Here is a 14,709-nt window from a genome sequence, read left to right on the forward strand (position 1 = left end):
AGTGAGCGTAGGAGCCCGGCACCGTAAGCGCAGCGAGCGGTGGGCGACGTCATTAGCATGCGAAGCAGGCGGCGAGTCCCCTATGGGTCACCAAACTAAATAAATTCCGTAGAATCACGAAAAGATGATACGGGGTCACAAAATTGGGAGCTTAGCTCAGCTGGGAGAGCATCTGCCTTACAAGCAGAGGGTCATAGGTTCGAGCCCTATAGTTCCCACCAAAATGAGAAAAACAGGACTTTCCGGTATAGATGGAAAGTCCTGTTTTTGTTTTCAGGTCCCTGGAGTCTTTAACCGGGGGAAGCAGAATAATGGTTTCCTGACAGAAAAATGTAACCAACAGGATAGCGGCGATAATATTCAAGATACTCAGGCTGGAAACAGACTTAGTACAATTATCATGACTCCCAACGAAGTAACATATGCCAGCAAAGGTTTCTTAAAATGAACGGTCCAGACGGTGAACATCATAACGTTCCATATAAAGGAATATGAGAGATTCCAGCCGTGTCTGTAAATAATCATATTGCTGATGTGAAAAACAAGTTCAAAAATAAAATATATCAGGATATACTTAAGGATATGAAGGGCTTGTTTCCCCCGGCTGGACGGAAGATTTGAGAGAAACATAAGGGCTGTTAGGGGAAAGACAATAAATGAATAAAGCAATTCCGTGAGGATGCTGTTCTGTAAAATTCCAGGCTGTATTTCCCATAAAGGTCCTTTACAGTAAATAAAATTGTACAGAAGATTGGCAAGGGCCACAAAAAGCATGGTCGGATGGTATTTCTGCCAATTTTTCCAGTCTCCCCATTTCCAGGTAGAAAAGATAATTATTATAATCACTGCAATATTCAAAACCGGTATTTCCTCCCTTGATGAAATCCCATGATGTCGTAAAATAGATATTCGAAATTTATTTTACCCAGTTTCTCTAATATTAGCAGAGATTTAAATAAGCCGACATGCAGCCGGTTGATTTAATTGTCGTCGTCGATGCTTCTGAAGCCTTTTCCTATGGTTTCAGAGGTATTGCTGATGGTGATAAAGGCTGAGGAATCTATACTGCGTATGTAGGTACGGAGCTTTATGGCCTGCCTTCTGCTAACTATTGTAGAAATCACATTTTCCTGTTTGTGGGTAAAAGCACCCTCAGCCTTGTAAATGGTAGCTCCGCGGTGGAGCTCTTTTACAATGAATTCACGGATTTCAAGGTCTTTGGAGCTTATTATGACCATTTGCTTGCTGATATTCAGCCCCTCTATGACAAAGTCAATCATAAAAGCCTTCAAAATCAGACCCAAAGCCGAATACAAACCTATTTTTATGCCAAATACAGCTCCTGCTCCAATTGCAATCACAAAGTCGGTCAGCATAAGTGTTTTTCCTATGTTCAACTTTGTGTATTTACTCAGGATTTTTGCGACGATGTCTGTTCCTCCGGTAGAAGCATTGCAGTTAAAAACTATTGCCGAACCCACAGCGGGGAATAAAATGGAATATATAAGTTCGAGAAGCATATCGTCAGTAAGAGGATGGCTTAAAGGTATTAATTTCTGAATGATCCAGACAAGCCCTGACAGAGCAAAGCTGGAATATACTGTTTTTGAACCAAAGTCGGAGCCAAGAAAAAAGTAACCTATTATAAGTAGGATAATATTAATTATCATCATCATGGGACCTACGTCGATTTTGTGGAAAAGGCTGCTGGCTATGATGGCCAATCCGCTGACACCGCCCGTAGCAAAATGATTGGGGATTTTAAAAAGACAAATACCAATACTTACAAGCAGCAGTCCGAAATTAATCAGCATAAAGTCGGTAATACGTTTTTTCATGAGGTTGACTCCTTGAGATACATTTTATCTATATCCATATCCTTTATCTTTCAATATATTGTTTCCAGTTTTATAACCAATCGTTAATAAGGGTTCAAGTTTTATTGTTTCGTTGAATCATCCCCAGTATGAAAGCTGTGATAAACGACAGGAAAAACACCACACAGGCCGCTAATGTCAACACAATATAGGCGAGGTCCTCAAACCCGGTTGAAAAATATGCTGATTTTATATAAAAACCAATACCTCCCAGGGCTGCAATAATGGATGGAATATATTTTACCATGGCTTTATTTCTGAAAAACCTCGCCAGCAAAAATGTTATTAAGACAGCTGCAACACCTGCTATTGAAACAAAAGCATAAAATCCGTTCATCGTAATAATATCCTCTCTGTCCATTAAATATAAACATCAGCCAATCATAATAATATAATATCATAAAAGTCTAAAGATATTCAGAGATGGATACTGGTTATGCCGGCACTATTTTACATTGGTGCTATTTTACACTGTTTTTGTACTCCATGGGAGTTTGTCCCGTATGTTTTTTAAATAATTTTGTGAAATAGGGCACGTCGGCATAGCCGACTTTTTCAGCGATTTCATATATTTTCAGCTGCGGAGACAACAGCAGCTTCTTGGATTCTTCTATTCTTATTTCATTGAGGATGTCAATGAAATTGCTGCCGGTTTCCTTTTTCAGGAGCTTGCTCAGATGCCAGGTACTGATATAGAGCTTGTCTGAAACCGCCTTCAGATCCAGCTCCTTGTTATAATCCTGTTTCAATATCTCAATGGCCTTTGCCACAAGATACTTTGAGTTGGAGGCTGCCTCGGAAGAGTTAACAGGCTGGGAATCCTTTGTGGTCCCGGTTAAACCATACAATTCCTTGAGCTTTGCCCTTAGATTGATCAGTTCATTCTGGCTGGTTACCTGCTTTTTCAGTTCGGCAACGGCATCATCGATTGCCTGCAGCAGTTCTTCTGTTTTAGTGGGCTTGAGTAAAAGCCTGAAAGCACCAAGGCGCACTGCCTGCTGGGCATATTCGAATTCTCTGAAACCGGTCAGGATTATTACTATACATTGATAATTTATTTCTTTGATTTTAGCTACCATTTCAAGGCCATTCAAACCTGGCATCCGCACATCGGTAAAAATGATATCCGGCTTCAGCTCGGTTATGAGCCCGACACCTTCATCCCCATCCTCGGCTTCACCGATAATGGAGCAATTATGTTCCTCCCAGTTAATAACAGAGCGCAAGCCTTCTCTTATGGTCTCTTCATCGTCGATTATCATTACCTTATACATACTTTCCTCCTTCTGCAAAGCATCACTCTTCAGCAGGGATTTTTATCAATATGGACGTGCCCTGCCTGAGCCGGCTATGGATTACCAGCCCGTACTCATCTCCGTATAACAGCTTTAAACGTCTGTGCACATTTATGACACCGATCTTTGAACTGTCATATATATTGGCCTCAATATTATTAAAGATGTCTTCCTGCATTTTTTCATTTAATGAGGTCAGGGTGCCAGGAGAAATACCCAGACCGTCATCACTGACATTTATATATAAAATGTTTTCAGATTTATATATGTTTAATTCAATAGTTCCGCCGCCTTTTTTCATTTCCAGTCCATGGTAGACGGAATTTTCTATCAAGGGCTGGATAATAAGCTTTGGGATCTTGCAGTTAAGCGTATCATCGGCAACGTTGAGGACAAAGGCTATTTTGGTTCCAAACCGCTTGGATATGATCAGATTGTAATTTTTTATGTATTCAATCTCCTTTTTAAGCAAAATGGTATTTTCTCCGCTTCTGTTGAGATTGGCATCTATTATACAGGACAGAGCTCCCACCATTTCACTGATTTCCTCAACTCCGTTGATTTTGGCTTTCCAGTTGATGGTCTCCAGAGTATTGTATAAAAAGTGGGGATTTATCTGAGCCTGCAAAGCTTTTATTTCTGAGTCCTTTACGGCAAGCTGCACCTTCAGGACCTTGTTTATCAGGGTATATATCTGCTGTGACATATTGTTGAAGGACCTGATAACATAGCCTATTTCGTCGGTACGGCTTATATCTATTGTAACACCTATGGTGCCTTTTTCAATCATCAGCATCTTCTTGATAAGGAGATTCAAAGGACGTATCAGATCAATGTACAGGAAATTAATGAGCATCAGTATAATTGGTAAGCCGATAAGGCAAAGAATAATTACAATACTTGCCTCACTTTTGACATCCTTTAAAAGCTCATTTGAAGAAATTTTGATTACCAGCTTCCAGTTGGAGGGCTGCATGGTCTTGCATACATAATATATGGTGTCGTTTCCGATCCGCGTTTCGGAAATTTCCGGAATATCCCCGTCAAGCTGAAGTTTGGACAGTTCGATTCTCTGATTCCCTGTATTGAAGCTGTATAGTTCAATATTGTTGGAGCTGGTAACACTCAGGTCATGTTTGAGGGTGAACTCAAAGTTTTTAAAAGTTTTAAATAACTCGGACTGGTCTATTTTAAATACAATCAGTGCAATTTCACTGCCGCTTCCACTGGGAGACAGGACAAGCTTTGTAAGATATAAATCATTGATCCCATTGTCCTGCTGATCCACAACCCATACGGGAGAGCCGTTGCCTGTCCTGGCCTGCCGGTATAAATCAGCGCTGATAAAAGAGGCAGGGGTATTGCCCGTATTTGATTTGTTCACCTGATATAATTTTTCGGTGGAGGTAAAAAATACTGATAATTCGGTAAACTCATATTTGGAGTACAGGTTTGCCTTAAGATACTTTGTGAAGTTAACCTCCCAGGAGTAGTCAATTTTGCCTAATTCTATGTCGCTGTTGGCTTCGTATATCGTATTGTCATACAGTATCTGGAAAGAGAAAGCCCTCAAGGTTTCCAGACGTTCTGAAAATATGACCGACAGCTCGTCTATGGTAGCCTTTGAATAATTAAAGGATTTTTCCTTAAGGGTTTCGGAAACATGCTGATAACCGAAGTAGCCTATTATGACAGTGGGGTAGCATAAAAAGATTATGCAAATGATAATCAGCTTTGCTTTTATAGTTAACCTGGAGGTCAATTTTTTGATCAACGTTTTTATCATGGTCCACCTGTTTTAATTATTATGGCAATTGACTTTATTATAATATTGTAATTATTATACATATATATGGGAAAATCCTTTTTATAAAAATTACAATGCCAAAATTAAACAATTAATACCAAGATTATCTCATTCAAAAAGTATATGTAAAAAAATATAATACAGGTAAGATATCAGCAAGGCAGCAAATGACCTTGTACAAAGTGAACGGTGATATCAACAATTTTAAAGGAGGATTTATTAATGAAGAGAAGTTTTAGAACTGTAGCTGCCATGGTGGCTGCATCAATGACAGTTTCACTGCTTGCCGCTTGCGGTGCTGCCCAGAAACCGGCTGCGACTTCGGAAGTATCGACAGCCCCATCAACAACAGCAGTTGCCAGTGAATCAACAAAACCTGCGGAAAAGGTTAAATTCAGGGCTTCATCATTCTTTACCGGCGGAGATACCTGGACGGCAGCCTGGCAGGAGGCCATAAAGGATTTCGTTGCGGCAAATCCCAATGTTGAAATCGTAGATGACTCTACTCCGGCTGCTTCAGATGCATTCAAAACCAAGATAAACACAGATTTTGCGTCAGGAAACGAACCTGCAGTCGCATATGCCTTTACAGGTGAAATCGGAAAGCCTCTGGTAACTTCGGGTAAGCTTATAACCTGGGAGGACGAACTTTCCAAGGATACCGAGTGGAGCAAGAACTTTGGACAGGGTGCTCTCGACTACGTCAAGTTTGACGGCAAACAATACGCACTTCCGTACATAGGATTCTGGGAAGGTATGTATTACAACAAGGATTTATTTGATGCAAATAACATAAAAGTTCCAACCAACTGGGATGAGCTGCTTGCTGCAGTTGATGCATTCAACAAGCTCAAGATCACACCTATCGCATGCTCTTTTGCAGAAGAACCGCACTATCTGATTGAAACCTTTATCCTCTCCATGGGCGGAAAAGAAGGACATGACAAGCCCTTTGACGCTTCCTGGGCACCGGCTCTCGACAAAATCAAGGAATTGTATGAAAAGAACGCTTTCTCAAAGGATGCTTTAACAATCAAGCAAACTGCATGCCAGCAGTTAATGAAGGATAAGAAGGCTGCCATGTTCATATCAGGTTCATGGTCGGCAGCAGCTCTCGAAGGAGATAATACCTCTGTTATGCCTGTAAATCTCCTCCCCGGCGGAAAAGCAGAGCCTTCCTCAACTATTTCCGGTTTCAGCACAGGCTGGTATGTTACCGACAAAGGCAATAATGATTCAAACGGAGAAGCTGTTAAGTTTGTAAAGTGGGTCACTTCACCTGAAAGAGCCGGAAAATTCTTTAAGGTGGGCGGAGTTCCTGCTATCAATTGTCAGGTTGAAGGTGCGACTCCGTTGTTCAATGCAGGTATCCAGATGCTTAACAGTGCCAAAGTGGTTACAGGCCCTGTAGGTGATACAATGAACCAGCAGGCATTTACACACATTTGGAAGAACCTCCCGTATGTCATTACAGGCAAAAAGACTTCCCCGCAATTGCTTGAAGAAGCTCAAAAGCTTGTAAAATAAATAGTTACAACATAGTTTATTATACGGAACATGGTGGGAAACCACCATGTTTCCTTATAATGGCCAATTCACATAAATGCACAGCAGAATCCATACAGCCAATTCCCATACCGGGAAACCGGCAATATAGAATTTTACTGTGCGGGATTACAAGGGGGTAGACCATATGGTGCTAAAAAGTAAAAAATATATATTTATATTCCTTTTTCCGGCGATACTGCTGATCACAATTTTTCTTTATTATCCGCTGGGTAAAACCGTTCAGTACAGTTTTACCGATTACTCTGAATGGTCGCCCGTATTTAATTATATCGGTTGGGAAAACTTTCACAGGCTCTTTACCGATTCCATAATAGGCAAGTCGCTGATAAACACATTGATTCTTCTTGTGGGCTGTGTTGTTGTGGAGGTGGGTGTTGCTTTAATCCTGGCAGTCCTGGTTGACTCCATCAAAAGGGGTTTCCGATTTTTCAGAATGGTATTTTTCTTTCCGGTTGTCATATCGGGTTCGGCAATAGGTCTTATGTTTTATCTTGCTTTTCAGTATGATTACGGGTTAATGAACAATATAATTGCCGTTTTCGGCATGGAAAAGATAAACTGGATAACTGAAAACAGCGCAATGTATCTGGTTTTGATACCGGTACTCTGGCAATATGTGGGTTTCTATTTCGTTATATTCCTCACCGCAATAGCAAATGTTCCCGCAGATATTTACGAGTCGGCAGAGCTGGACGGTATCACAGGCTTTAAAAAGACAATATACATTACTATTCCAATGATCCAGGAAGTAATAGTTACATCGCTCGGACTGGTCATAGCAGGTTCACTGAAAGTATTTGACATAGTATTTGTCATGACCAACGGAGGTCCGCTGGATGCAAGCCAGTTATTAAGCACTTACCAGTATCAGCAGGCCTTTGTATATAATAACCAGGGCTACGGCAGTGCTATTTCGGTATTGATCATAACACTGGGTCTGATTATTTACATAGTTACAAATAAACTGGCACAACAAAAAGAAGGACTTTATTAGAGAGGCGGAGCGATTATGGAGAATAAAAACAAATTGATACCTGTAAGAGGTATTTATAAAATCAAGGGCTCCAAATTGATTACTTATATAGTTTTATCTTTATGGGCCATAACCACAATAGCACCTCTGGTGTGGATATTTATAAACGCATTTAAAAATAATGATGAAATAATAGGCAGTGCCTTTTCACTGCCCAAAGCTTATTTGGACAGCGGAACCATTTTTCAGAATTTCGAAACCCTGAAAAGGTTCTCGGAGAACAATATATTCAGAGGTTTCAAGAACAGCCTGATCATGTCGGGAAGTACCCTGCTTCTGATATTGATACTTGGAAGTATGGCCGCCTTTGTTCTGGCAAGATTCAAATTCCGCTTCACAAAGGCTGTTAAGGCGTATCTTGTGGCAAGTATGCTGATACCACAGTTTGCAGTTATAGTCCCGAACTTTGTTATTATGAAAAACATCGGCGATATATTTGAAGGTTTCCAGGGCTCTTATCTGACTGTTATTATTCCGCAGGTTGCAGGGTTAATGAATTTTGCAATACTTATGCTTACCAGCTTTATGTCAGGGCTGCCCAAGGAACTGGAGGAAGCCGCATTAATAGATGGCTGCAGTATACCGGGCATATTCACCAGGATCACCATACCGCTTACAATACCTGCTCTTGTATCTGTTGGGATAATGGAGTTTCTATGGTCCTACAACGATTTGCTGACACCCCTGGTTTACCTCAGCAAGAGAAATATGCCGGTAACAGTTCTCATTTCACAGGTTCAAAGTTTGTACAGCACGGATTACGGAGCAATGATGGCTGCTATTTTCATTACCGTTCTGCCTGTTTTAATCCTTTATTTCATATCACAGGAATATGTAATAAAGGGGATGACGGCCGGAGCAGTCAAAGGATAGACCTGGCTTTGGAGAAATGTAACAATATTTATGGGACATGGAGGTTATAATGAAATACGGATATTTTGACAATGAAAATAGAGAATATGTAATTGAAAGGCCGGATGTTCCGGTGTCATGGACCAATTATCTCGGAGTGAAGGATATGTGTGCGATCATTTCACACAATGCCGGCGGATATCTTTTTTATAAAAGTGCACAGCATCACAGGATAACGCGTTTCAGGCCAAACGGTGTCCCCCTTGACAGGCCCGGACATTACGTCTATCTGAGGGATGACGAAACCGGCGACTACTGGTCGGTATCCTGGCAGCCTGTCGCCAAAGACCTGAAATATTTTCAGTGCAGGCACGGATTGTCCTATTCAAAATTCAGCAGCACCTACGGCGGTATCGGCGCTGAACAGACCTTGTTTATACCGGTTGAGGACGATGTGGAGCTCTGGGATGTAAAAATAAAAAACAATTCGGACAGGAAAAGGAATTTAAGTGTTTTTTCCTACTGCGAGTTTTCCTTCAATGAGATAGAGATTGACAATCAGAACCATCAGATGAGCCTCTACTGCGCCGGTTCCAACTACGGTGACGGGATAATCGAATATGATTTGTTCTACGTTCCGGGGGCCTACCATTATTTTGCTTCAAATTTTGAACCCGACAGTTTTGACTGCTTAAGGGATAAATTCATAGGAACCTACAGGACCGAAACCAATCCTGGGGCGGTTGAACTGGGACAGTGCGGAGGAAGCAGCGAACTGGGAGGGAATCACTGTGGTTCACTGCATAAACGGATTGTTCTAGAACCCGGAGAGGAAACAAGAATTGTATATATGCTGGGTGAAGGAAACCGGGACTGCGGAAGGATAATAAAACAAAAATACTCCAATATTGAAAATGTGGATAAAGCCTTCAGCGGGCTTAAAAAATATTGGGACAGAAAGCTGAAGGTACTGCAGGTACATACGCCCAATGAAGGCATGGATACAATGCTCAATACATGGAATCTTTATCAGGCCGAGACAAATGTGGTCTGGTCGAGATTCGCCTCCTTTATAGAGGTGGGAGGAAGAACCGGTCTGGGCTACAGGGACACTGCCCAGGATGTCATGTGCATTCCCCATTCAAACCCTGCCAAGTGCCGTCAGAGAATCATCGAACTTTTAAGAGGACAGGTGAATATGGGATATGGCCTGCACCTTTTCGAGCCTGACTGGTTTGATCCCGAAAAGAAAAACAAGCCTAAAATCAAATCACCTACAATTGTTCCCGAGCCGGATCTTTCAAATATGATACACGGACTGAAGGATACCTGCTCGGATGACGCCCTGTGGCTTGTTCCGGCTATATGTGAATATATCAAGGAGACCGGAGAGGATGCACTTCTGGATGAAACGGTAACCTTCGCAGACGGTGGTGAGGCCACTGTTTATGAACATATGAAGCGCATTCTGGATTTCTCGGCCCAACAGGTCGGGGCCACCGGAATATGCAAGGGACTCAGGGCTGACTGGAATGACTGTCTGAACCTGGGCGGAGGTGAGAGCGCAATGGTATCCTTCCTGCACTATTGGGCCTTGCAGGCCTTCCTGGAAGCAGCCCGCTTTGCGGGACGGCAGGAGGATGTGGAAAAATACGGCACAATGGCTGACAAGGTGAGGAATTCCTGTGAAAAGGAGCTTTGGGACGGACAATGGTATATCCGTGGGATTACTGCCAAGGGTGACAAAATAGGCACTAAAGAGAGCCGGGAGGGAAAGGTCCACCTGGAATCCAACGCATGGGCTGTAGTCTCGGGCGTTGCCGGCAAAGAGCGGGCCCTGTCCTGTATGGATGCCGTTGATGAATATTTGTACTCCGACTTTGGCATTCATTTGAACAGTCCTTCCTTTACACAGCCCGATGACGATATTGGTTTTATAACCAGAGTTTACAGGGGAATAAAGGAAAATGGTGCCATATTCAGCCATCCCAACCCCTGGGCCTGGGTGGCAGAGTGCAAGCTGGGCAGAGGCGACAGGGCCATGAAGTTTTATAACGCCCTGCTGCCGTATAATCAGAATGACATGATAGAGATCCGCGAGGCCGAGCCATATTCCTACTGCCAGTTCATAATGGGAAGGGATCACACGGCCCATGGAAGGGCCCGCCACCCGTGGCTGACAGGCAGTGCAGGCTGGGCATATTTTGCAGCTACCAGATACATGCTGGGCATAAGGCTGACCTTTGACGGCATGGTCATAGATCCCTGTATTCCTGAAAGCTGGGAAGGTTTCCAGGCCGAAAGGAGCTGGAGAGGTGCCGAATATAGGATCAGTGTCAGAAATCCCGGCCGTGTTCAGAAGGGAATCAAATATATCAAGCTGAACGGACGGCTGATAGAGGATGTTATTCCGCCCCAGCCGGAAGGAACGGTAAATTTGGTTGAGGTTGTAATGGGGTAAAGGAGAAAGGTTGGAAATATATGATTAAATTTGGTACAGGTGGTTGGAGAGCAATAATCGGGGAGGATTTCACAAAGCAGAATGTCAGGCTGCTGGCGCAGGCGGTTGCCCAAATGATGGCAGAGCAGCAGTGCACTGAAAACGGATTTGTCATCGGCTATGACAGGAGATTTCTCTCGGACAAGGCGGCGAAATGGATGTCCGAAGTTCTGGCAGGAAATGGGATACAGGTTTATTTTATAGAAAAGGTAGCGCCCACACCTCTTGTAATGTTTACCGTGAACAGGCGTGATACCTGCTATGGGGCCGCGGTAACTGCCAGCCATAATCCCGCCGACTACAATGGAATCAAGGTATTTACAAGGGGCGGGAGAGATGCCTCGGAGGAAGTAACGGCGAATATAGAGCATTATATAGATAAAATTGACGTCAGTACCATAAAGGATATGGATTTTTGTACCGGAATTGAAAATGGGAGCATCAAAGTGATAGACCCCTTTAATGAGTATATCGATACTATTATCAATATGATAGACATGGAGGCCATAAAGGGAAGAAATCTTAAGATACTGCTGGATCCAATGTTCGGAGTATCAAAGACCTCACTTCAGACAATCCTGATAACCGCAAGGTGTGAAGTGGATATAATAAATGACAGGCATGATACACTGTTTGGAGGCAGACTGCCGTCTCCCAGCTCCCATACCCTGCAGCGCCTGAGAGAAATGGTGGTGGAAAAGGGCTACGACCTTGGGATAGGCACTGACGGCGATGCCGACAGGCTCGGGATAATTGACGAAAAGGGCAACTTTATCCATCCCAACAGTATTCTGGCGCTGCTGTACTACTATCTGCTTAAATACAAAAAGTGGACCGGCGGAGTTGTACGCAACGTTGCAACCACACACTTGCTGGACAGGATAGCAAAAGGGTTCGGGGAGACCTGTTATGAGGTTCCGGTGGGATTCAAGCATATCAGCTCCAACATGGAAAAGTACGACTGTCTCATAGGAGGAGAAAGCAGCGGGGGCTTGACCATAAGAGGACATATCAGCGGGAAGGATGGAATATTTGCCGCCAGCCTGCTCATTGAATTGCTGAGTGTAACAGGTAAGAGCCTGTCACAACTGCTTGAGGAGATACATGGCAGCTTCGGCTGCTCCTATATGACCGAGAAGGATTTTAAGTTCAGCTATGCTGAGAAGGACCGTCTGATGAAGCTGCTTTTTGATCAGAAGAAGTTACCTGAGTTCAATTACGAGGTGGAAAGAGTCAGCTATATGGATGGTGTAAAGGTTTACTTTAAAAACGGAGGCTGGATCATAACCCGCTTCTCAGGCACAGAGCCCCTCCTCAGAATTTTCTGTGAAATGGAAAATGAGGAGATGGCTGTTGAAGCAAGCAATATTATGAAGGAATTTTTAAATATTTTATGATTATTTGATTGGATATTATTCATCATTCAAAATTCTCATATTACTTCCAAACTCCTTGCGGCATTGATCAGGAAATCCTGAACATTTGTCACTATGCTGTTGACGCTGAGACTGCCTCTGTCATGAAGCTTTCCGACTGCAAACTCCGAAATGTCTATAGTATAGAAGTAAACCGGGCGCAGCTTGCCTTCACATATCTGCCATGAGGGGGTCATATTGCCGGTGGCTATGGTGTGAAGCTGTGTAGCGAGTGCTATTACGGTTGTTGCCTTCATGATGTGCCGCCTCATGGCATCCTGGGCTTCGTAAACATTTCCGATCACTCCGGGCAGGGGACCGTCGTCACGGATGGAACCCGCCAGAACCAGCGGAACATTTTTCCTGACACAGGAGGCAACTATGCTGTCACTCAAATTGTTTTGGGTTACAAAAGTCTCTATGGAACCTGCACACCTTACCCTGTTGATTGTCTCAAGATGGTGGTAATGGCCGTTGTAGTACAGTTCCTTTGTGTATATATCCTGCCCGAGACCGGTATGGAACAGGCCGGCTTCAAGATCGTGGGTCGCCAAGGCATTTCCTGCAAACAGCGCATCAACGTAACCATGTTCAATGAGACCGGACATGGATCTGCGGGCGTCAAAATCAAAGGCTACAGCCGGCCCAAGCACCCAGACTATGGAACCATGTTCACGGTCGTGCCTGAGAATATCATATAACTGATCATAATCTCTTGAGTAGGAGGATTCCCTTGACTTACCCGTACGGAAAGCGAAGCTTTGCACTCTTCCGGTATTATTTTCCTTAAAGGCGTCATAATGAATGAAGACTCCGTTTGAAAGATCTTCCTCTCTTCCAACTACAACAGCTTCATCCTTCCCAACCCTTCTTGCTTCAACGGCATAAGGCTTCCCGTCCCTGACAACAACGGCACAGTCCATTCGGGGAGCATTTATAAGCTCCCAGCTGCTTCCTATTTTAAAGTATTCAGGGTAAATTGTTGTTGCATAGAAATTATCAGGCAAGAGTCCGTCGCCCGGTGCAGGTACCGTATTTACAACCGGGGCTGCTTCGAAGCTCGCTTTACTGAAATCAGGTACTGTATATTCTGGAAGTTTAAACAAATTGGTCATCCTCTCTGAATTTGATTATTTTATGTTAACTTGTTTTATTGATTTACTTTGCTGAACAATATAAACATTGTATCAAGTCAAATAATGATTTTAAAGACTTTATTATTATTTGCAAAGACTTTGATTAATAAAAAAGGATTTGAAAGCCGGCGGAAAATGCAATGAAAAAATCCCTGGGAAGAGATCCTAGGGATTTTTTTAATGACTAAACGGTAGTCATTTGCAAACGGTAGTTGAGCACTGACTCGGAGTTATAGCTGAAAACTTTGATATAGTAAGTACCGGGACTTAAAGTTACGGTGTAATCACCGATACCGCCGTCCGAGCAAACATAACCGCCGTTGGCATTGTATATTGAAAAGTGGTATGTCAGATCTGTAGAAGGATTATAAAGCCGAATATGCTTGGCTGAGGTTTGAGTTACACTGAATCTGTACCAGTCCACATCTCCCAGAGGATGAATATTGGCTTCCAGGCTGCCGTAAAAATCCGAGGCAAGCTCAAGAGTATCGTTGAATTCATATGCATCTCCGCCATGAACAGGAGGGGTAGTCGGTGGGTTGGTAGAACCTGAACTTTTCACTGACAATGTATAATTACTGCTTGCGGAATAACCGGAATAGCTCTTTACGCAGACATAATAAGTGCCGGCATTCAGGGTATTGGATATGTTTTCATCTGTATTGCTTCCGGCTGTTGATGACCTGATAAGACTTCCTCTATTATCATAAAGGTATAAATCATAATCACAGCCGCTTGGGATGGTGCCGAGCGAAATATTTATGTTTCCGCTTGCTGTTAGCTGCATCATGTAGTAATCCAGATCGGAAGAGGTTGAAATTTTACCGTTGACAGTATCTCCGGGCCTGAGTGGACTTGCAGTGGTCATGGTATTATTGGGTTCGGTTTCATTGACTGCTGCAAACACGGTACCTGAAAAAGAGATGGATAACAAAAGTGCAAAACAAATTATAAAAGGTAAGAATTTTTTCATTAATTGACCTCCGGTTTTTTTTGATTGATGCCTGTTGAGGCAAGGATTTGGATTGTAATTTAAAATAATATTTTTCCTCCATTTGATTATAAAATTTCCAGAAATGCATTTCCTGATTGAGTTTCTTCAAATTTGAATTGTGAACTCGAGCTCTGTAATTATTATAATTCATTTGCCCCATTTTTCCAAACCCGGTATAGGGGTGAACCTGTCCCAAAACCTGAGTTTTGGGCTTTCAGGGGCTTAGATAAT

At 42.9% G+C, this 14,709-nt stretch carries 12 protein-coding genes and 1 tRNA gene; 6 read left to right on the forward strand and 7 right to left on the reverse strand.

What is annotated here, in order from left to right; translation table 11 throughout:
- The first annotated feature begins 145 nt into the window (after positions 1–145).
- Positions 146–221 (forward strand) — tRNA-Val (locus tag T344_RS0109345).
- 148 nt (positions 222–369) lie between these two features.
- On the opposite strand, the gene T344_RS27935 is transcribed toward T344_RS0109345, so the two are convergent.
- The 5 genes from T344_RS27935 to T344_RS0109370 form a co-directional block, all read right to left on the reverse strand.
- The gene (locus tag T344_RS27935) at positions 370–858 is read right to left on the reverse strand and encodes a CBO0543 family protein (protein WP_051571719.1); all 489 of its coding nucleotides are present in this window, start codon (positions 856–858) and stop codon (positions 370–372) included.
- A 122-nt stretch (positions 859–980) separates the two neighbouring features.
- Positions 981–1,838, reverse strand: coding sequence for a YitT family protein (locus T344_RS0109355; RefSeq protein ID WP_027628481.1), 858 nt, complete (start codon positions 1,836–1,838; stop codon positions 981–983).
- A gap of 94 nt (positions 1,839–1,932) precedes the next feature.
- Positions 1,933–2,214 carry a hypothetical protein gene (locus tag T344_RS0109360; RefSeq protein ID WP_027628482.1) on the reverse strand — a complete coding sequence of 94 codons (282 nt, stop codon included), beginning with the start codon at positions 2,212–2,214 and terminating at the stop codon, positions 1,933–1,935.
- A 124-nt stretch (positions 2,215–2,338) separates the two neighbouring features.
- Positions 2,339–3,151, reverse strand: coding sequence for a response regulator transcription factor (locus T344_RS0109365; protein ID WP_027628483.1), 813 nt, complete (start codon positions 3,149–3,151; stop codon positions 2,339–2,341).
- Between the two features lie 22 nt (positions 3,152–3,173).
- Positions 3,174–4,958, reverse strand: a complete 1,785-nt coding sequence (locus T344_RS0109370) for a sensor histidine kinase (RefSeq protein WP_027628484.1) — start codon at positions 4,956–4,958, stop codon at positions 3,174–3,176.
- A gap of 243 nt (positions 4,959–5,201) precedes the next feature.
- On the opposite strand from T344_RS0109370, the gene T344_RS0109375 reads away from it, so the two are divergent.
- The 5 genes from T344_RS0109375 to T344_RS0109395 all read left to right on the forward strand — a co-directional run bounded on the left by T344_RS0109375 (position 5,202) and on the right by T344_RS0109395 (position 12,330).
- Complete coding sequence (locus tag T344_RS0109375) at positions 5,202–6,506, forward strand: ABC transporter substrate-binding protein (RefSeq protein ID WP_027628485.1); 1,305 nt, start codon at positions 5,202–5,204, stop codon at positions 6,504–6,506.
- A gap of 166 nt (positions 6,507–6,672) precedes the next feature.
- Positions 6,673–7,542, forward strand: a complete 870-nt coding sequence (locus tag T344_RS0109380; protein WP_027628486.1) for a carbohydrate ABC transporter permease — start codon at positions 6,673–6,675, stop codon at positions 7,540–7,542.
- Between the two features lie 15 nt (positions 7,543–7,557).
- On the forward strand, positions 7,558–8,454 hold the full coding sequence (locus T344_RS0109385) for a carbohydrate ABC transporter permease (RefSeq protein WP_027628487.1): 897 nt from the start codon (positions 7,558–7,560) through the stop codon (positions 8,452–8,454).
- A gap of 49 nt (positions 8,455–8,503) precedes the next feature.
- Complete coding sequence (locus T344_RS0109390) at positions 8,504–10,894, forward strand: glycoside hydrolase family 94 protein (protein WP_027628488.1); 2,391 nt, start codon at positions 8,504–8,506, stop codon at positions 10,892–10,894.
- Positions 10,895–10,914: 20 nt separating this feature from the next.
- The gene (locus tag T344_RS0109395; RefSeq protein ID WP_027628489.1) at positions 10,915–12,330 is read left to right on the forward strand and encodes a phosphoglucomutase/phosphomannomutase family protein; all 1,416 of its coding nucleotides are present in this window, start codon (positions 10,915–10,917) and stop codon (positions 12,328–12,330) included.
- 35 nt (positions 12,331–12,365) lie between these two features.
- Here the strand turns inward: T344_RS0109395 and T344_RS0109400 are convergent, their stop codons facing one another.
- Together T344_RS0109400 and T344_RS0109405 are read right to left on the reverse strand one after the other, a co-directional pair.
- A complete protein-coding gene (locus T344_RS0109400) occupies positions 12,366–13,454 on the reverse strand; it encodes a putative NPN-dependent ornithine cyclodeaminase (RefSeq protein WP_027628490.1) in 1,089 nt (362 codons plus the stop codon).
- Positions 13,455–13,668: 214 nt separating this feature from the next.
- Entirely contained in the window at positions 13,669–14,457 is a 789-nt protein-coding gene (locus T344_RS0109405; RefSeq protein ID WP_027628491.1) for a PPC domain-containing protein, read from the reverse strand.
- Positions 14,458–14,709 lie beyond the last annotated feature (252 nt).

Origin of the sequence: Ruminiclostridium cellobioparum DSM 1351 = ATCC 15832 (assembly GCF_000621505.1) — a bacterium.
Taxonomy (GTDB): Bacteria; Bacillota; Clostridia; order Acetivibrionales; family DSM-1351; genus Ruminiclostridium; species Ruminiclostridium cellobioparum.

Bases quoted from the DNA above. Each gene is read 5' to 3' on its own strand.
- T344_RS0109360 (WP_027628482.1), bottom strand. From the start codon at position 2,214: ATGAACGGATTTTATGCTTTTGTTTCAATAGCAGGTGTTGCAGCTGTC.
- T344_RS0109375 (WP_027628485.1), top strand. From the start codon at position 5,202: ATGAAGAGAAGTTTTAGAACTGTAGCTGCCATGGTGGCTGCATCAATG.
- T344_RS0109365 (WP_027628483.1), bottom strand. From the start codon at position 3,151: ATGTATAAGGTAATGATAATCGACGATGAAGAGACCATAAGAGAAGGC.
- T344_RS0109390 (WP_027628488.1), top strand. From the start codon at position 8,504: ATGAAATACGGATATTTTGACAATGAAAATAGAGAATATGTAATTGAA.
- T344_RS0109395 (WP_027628489.1), top strand. From the start codon at position 10,915: ATGATTAAATTTGGTACAGGTGGTTGGAGAGCAATAATCGGGGAGGAT.
- T344_RS0109405 (WP_027628491.1), bottom strand. From the start codon at position 14,457: ATGAAAAAATTCTTACCTTTTATAATTTGTTTTGCACTTTTGTTATCC.
- T344_RS0109380 (WP_027628486.1), top strand. From the start codon at position 6,673: ATGGTGCTAAAAAGTAAAAAATATATATTTATATTCCTTTTTCCGGCG.
- T344_RS0109355 (WP_027628481.1), bottom strand. From the start codon at position 1,838: ATGAAAAAACGTATTACCGACTTTATGCTGATTAATTTCGGACTGCTG.
- T344_RS0109385 (WP_027628487.1), top strand. From the start codon at position 7,558: ATGGAGAATAAAAACAAATTGATACCTGTAAGAGGTATTTATAAAATC.
- T344_RS0109370 (WP_027628484.1), bottom strand. From the start codon at position 4,958: ATGATAAAAACGTTGATCAAAAAATTGACCTCCAGGTTAACTATAAAA.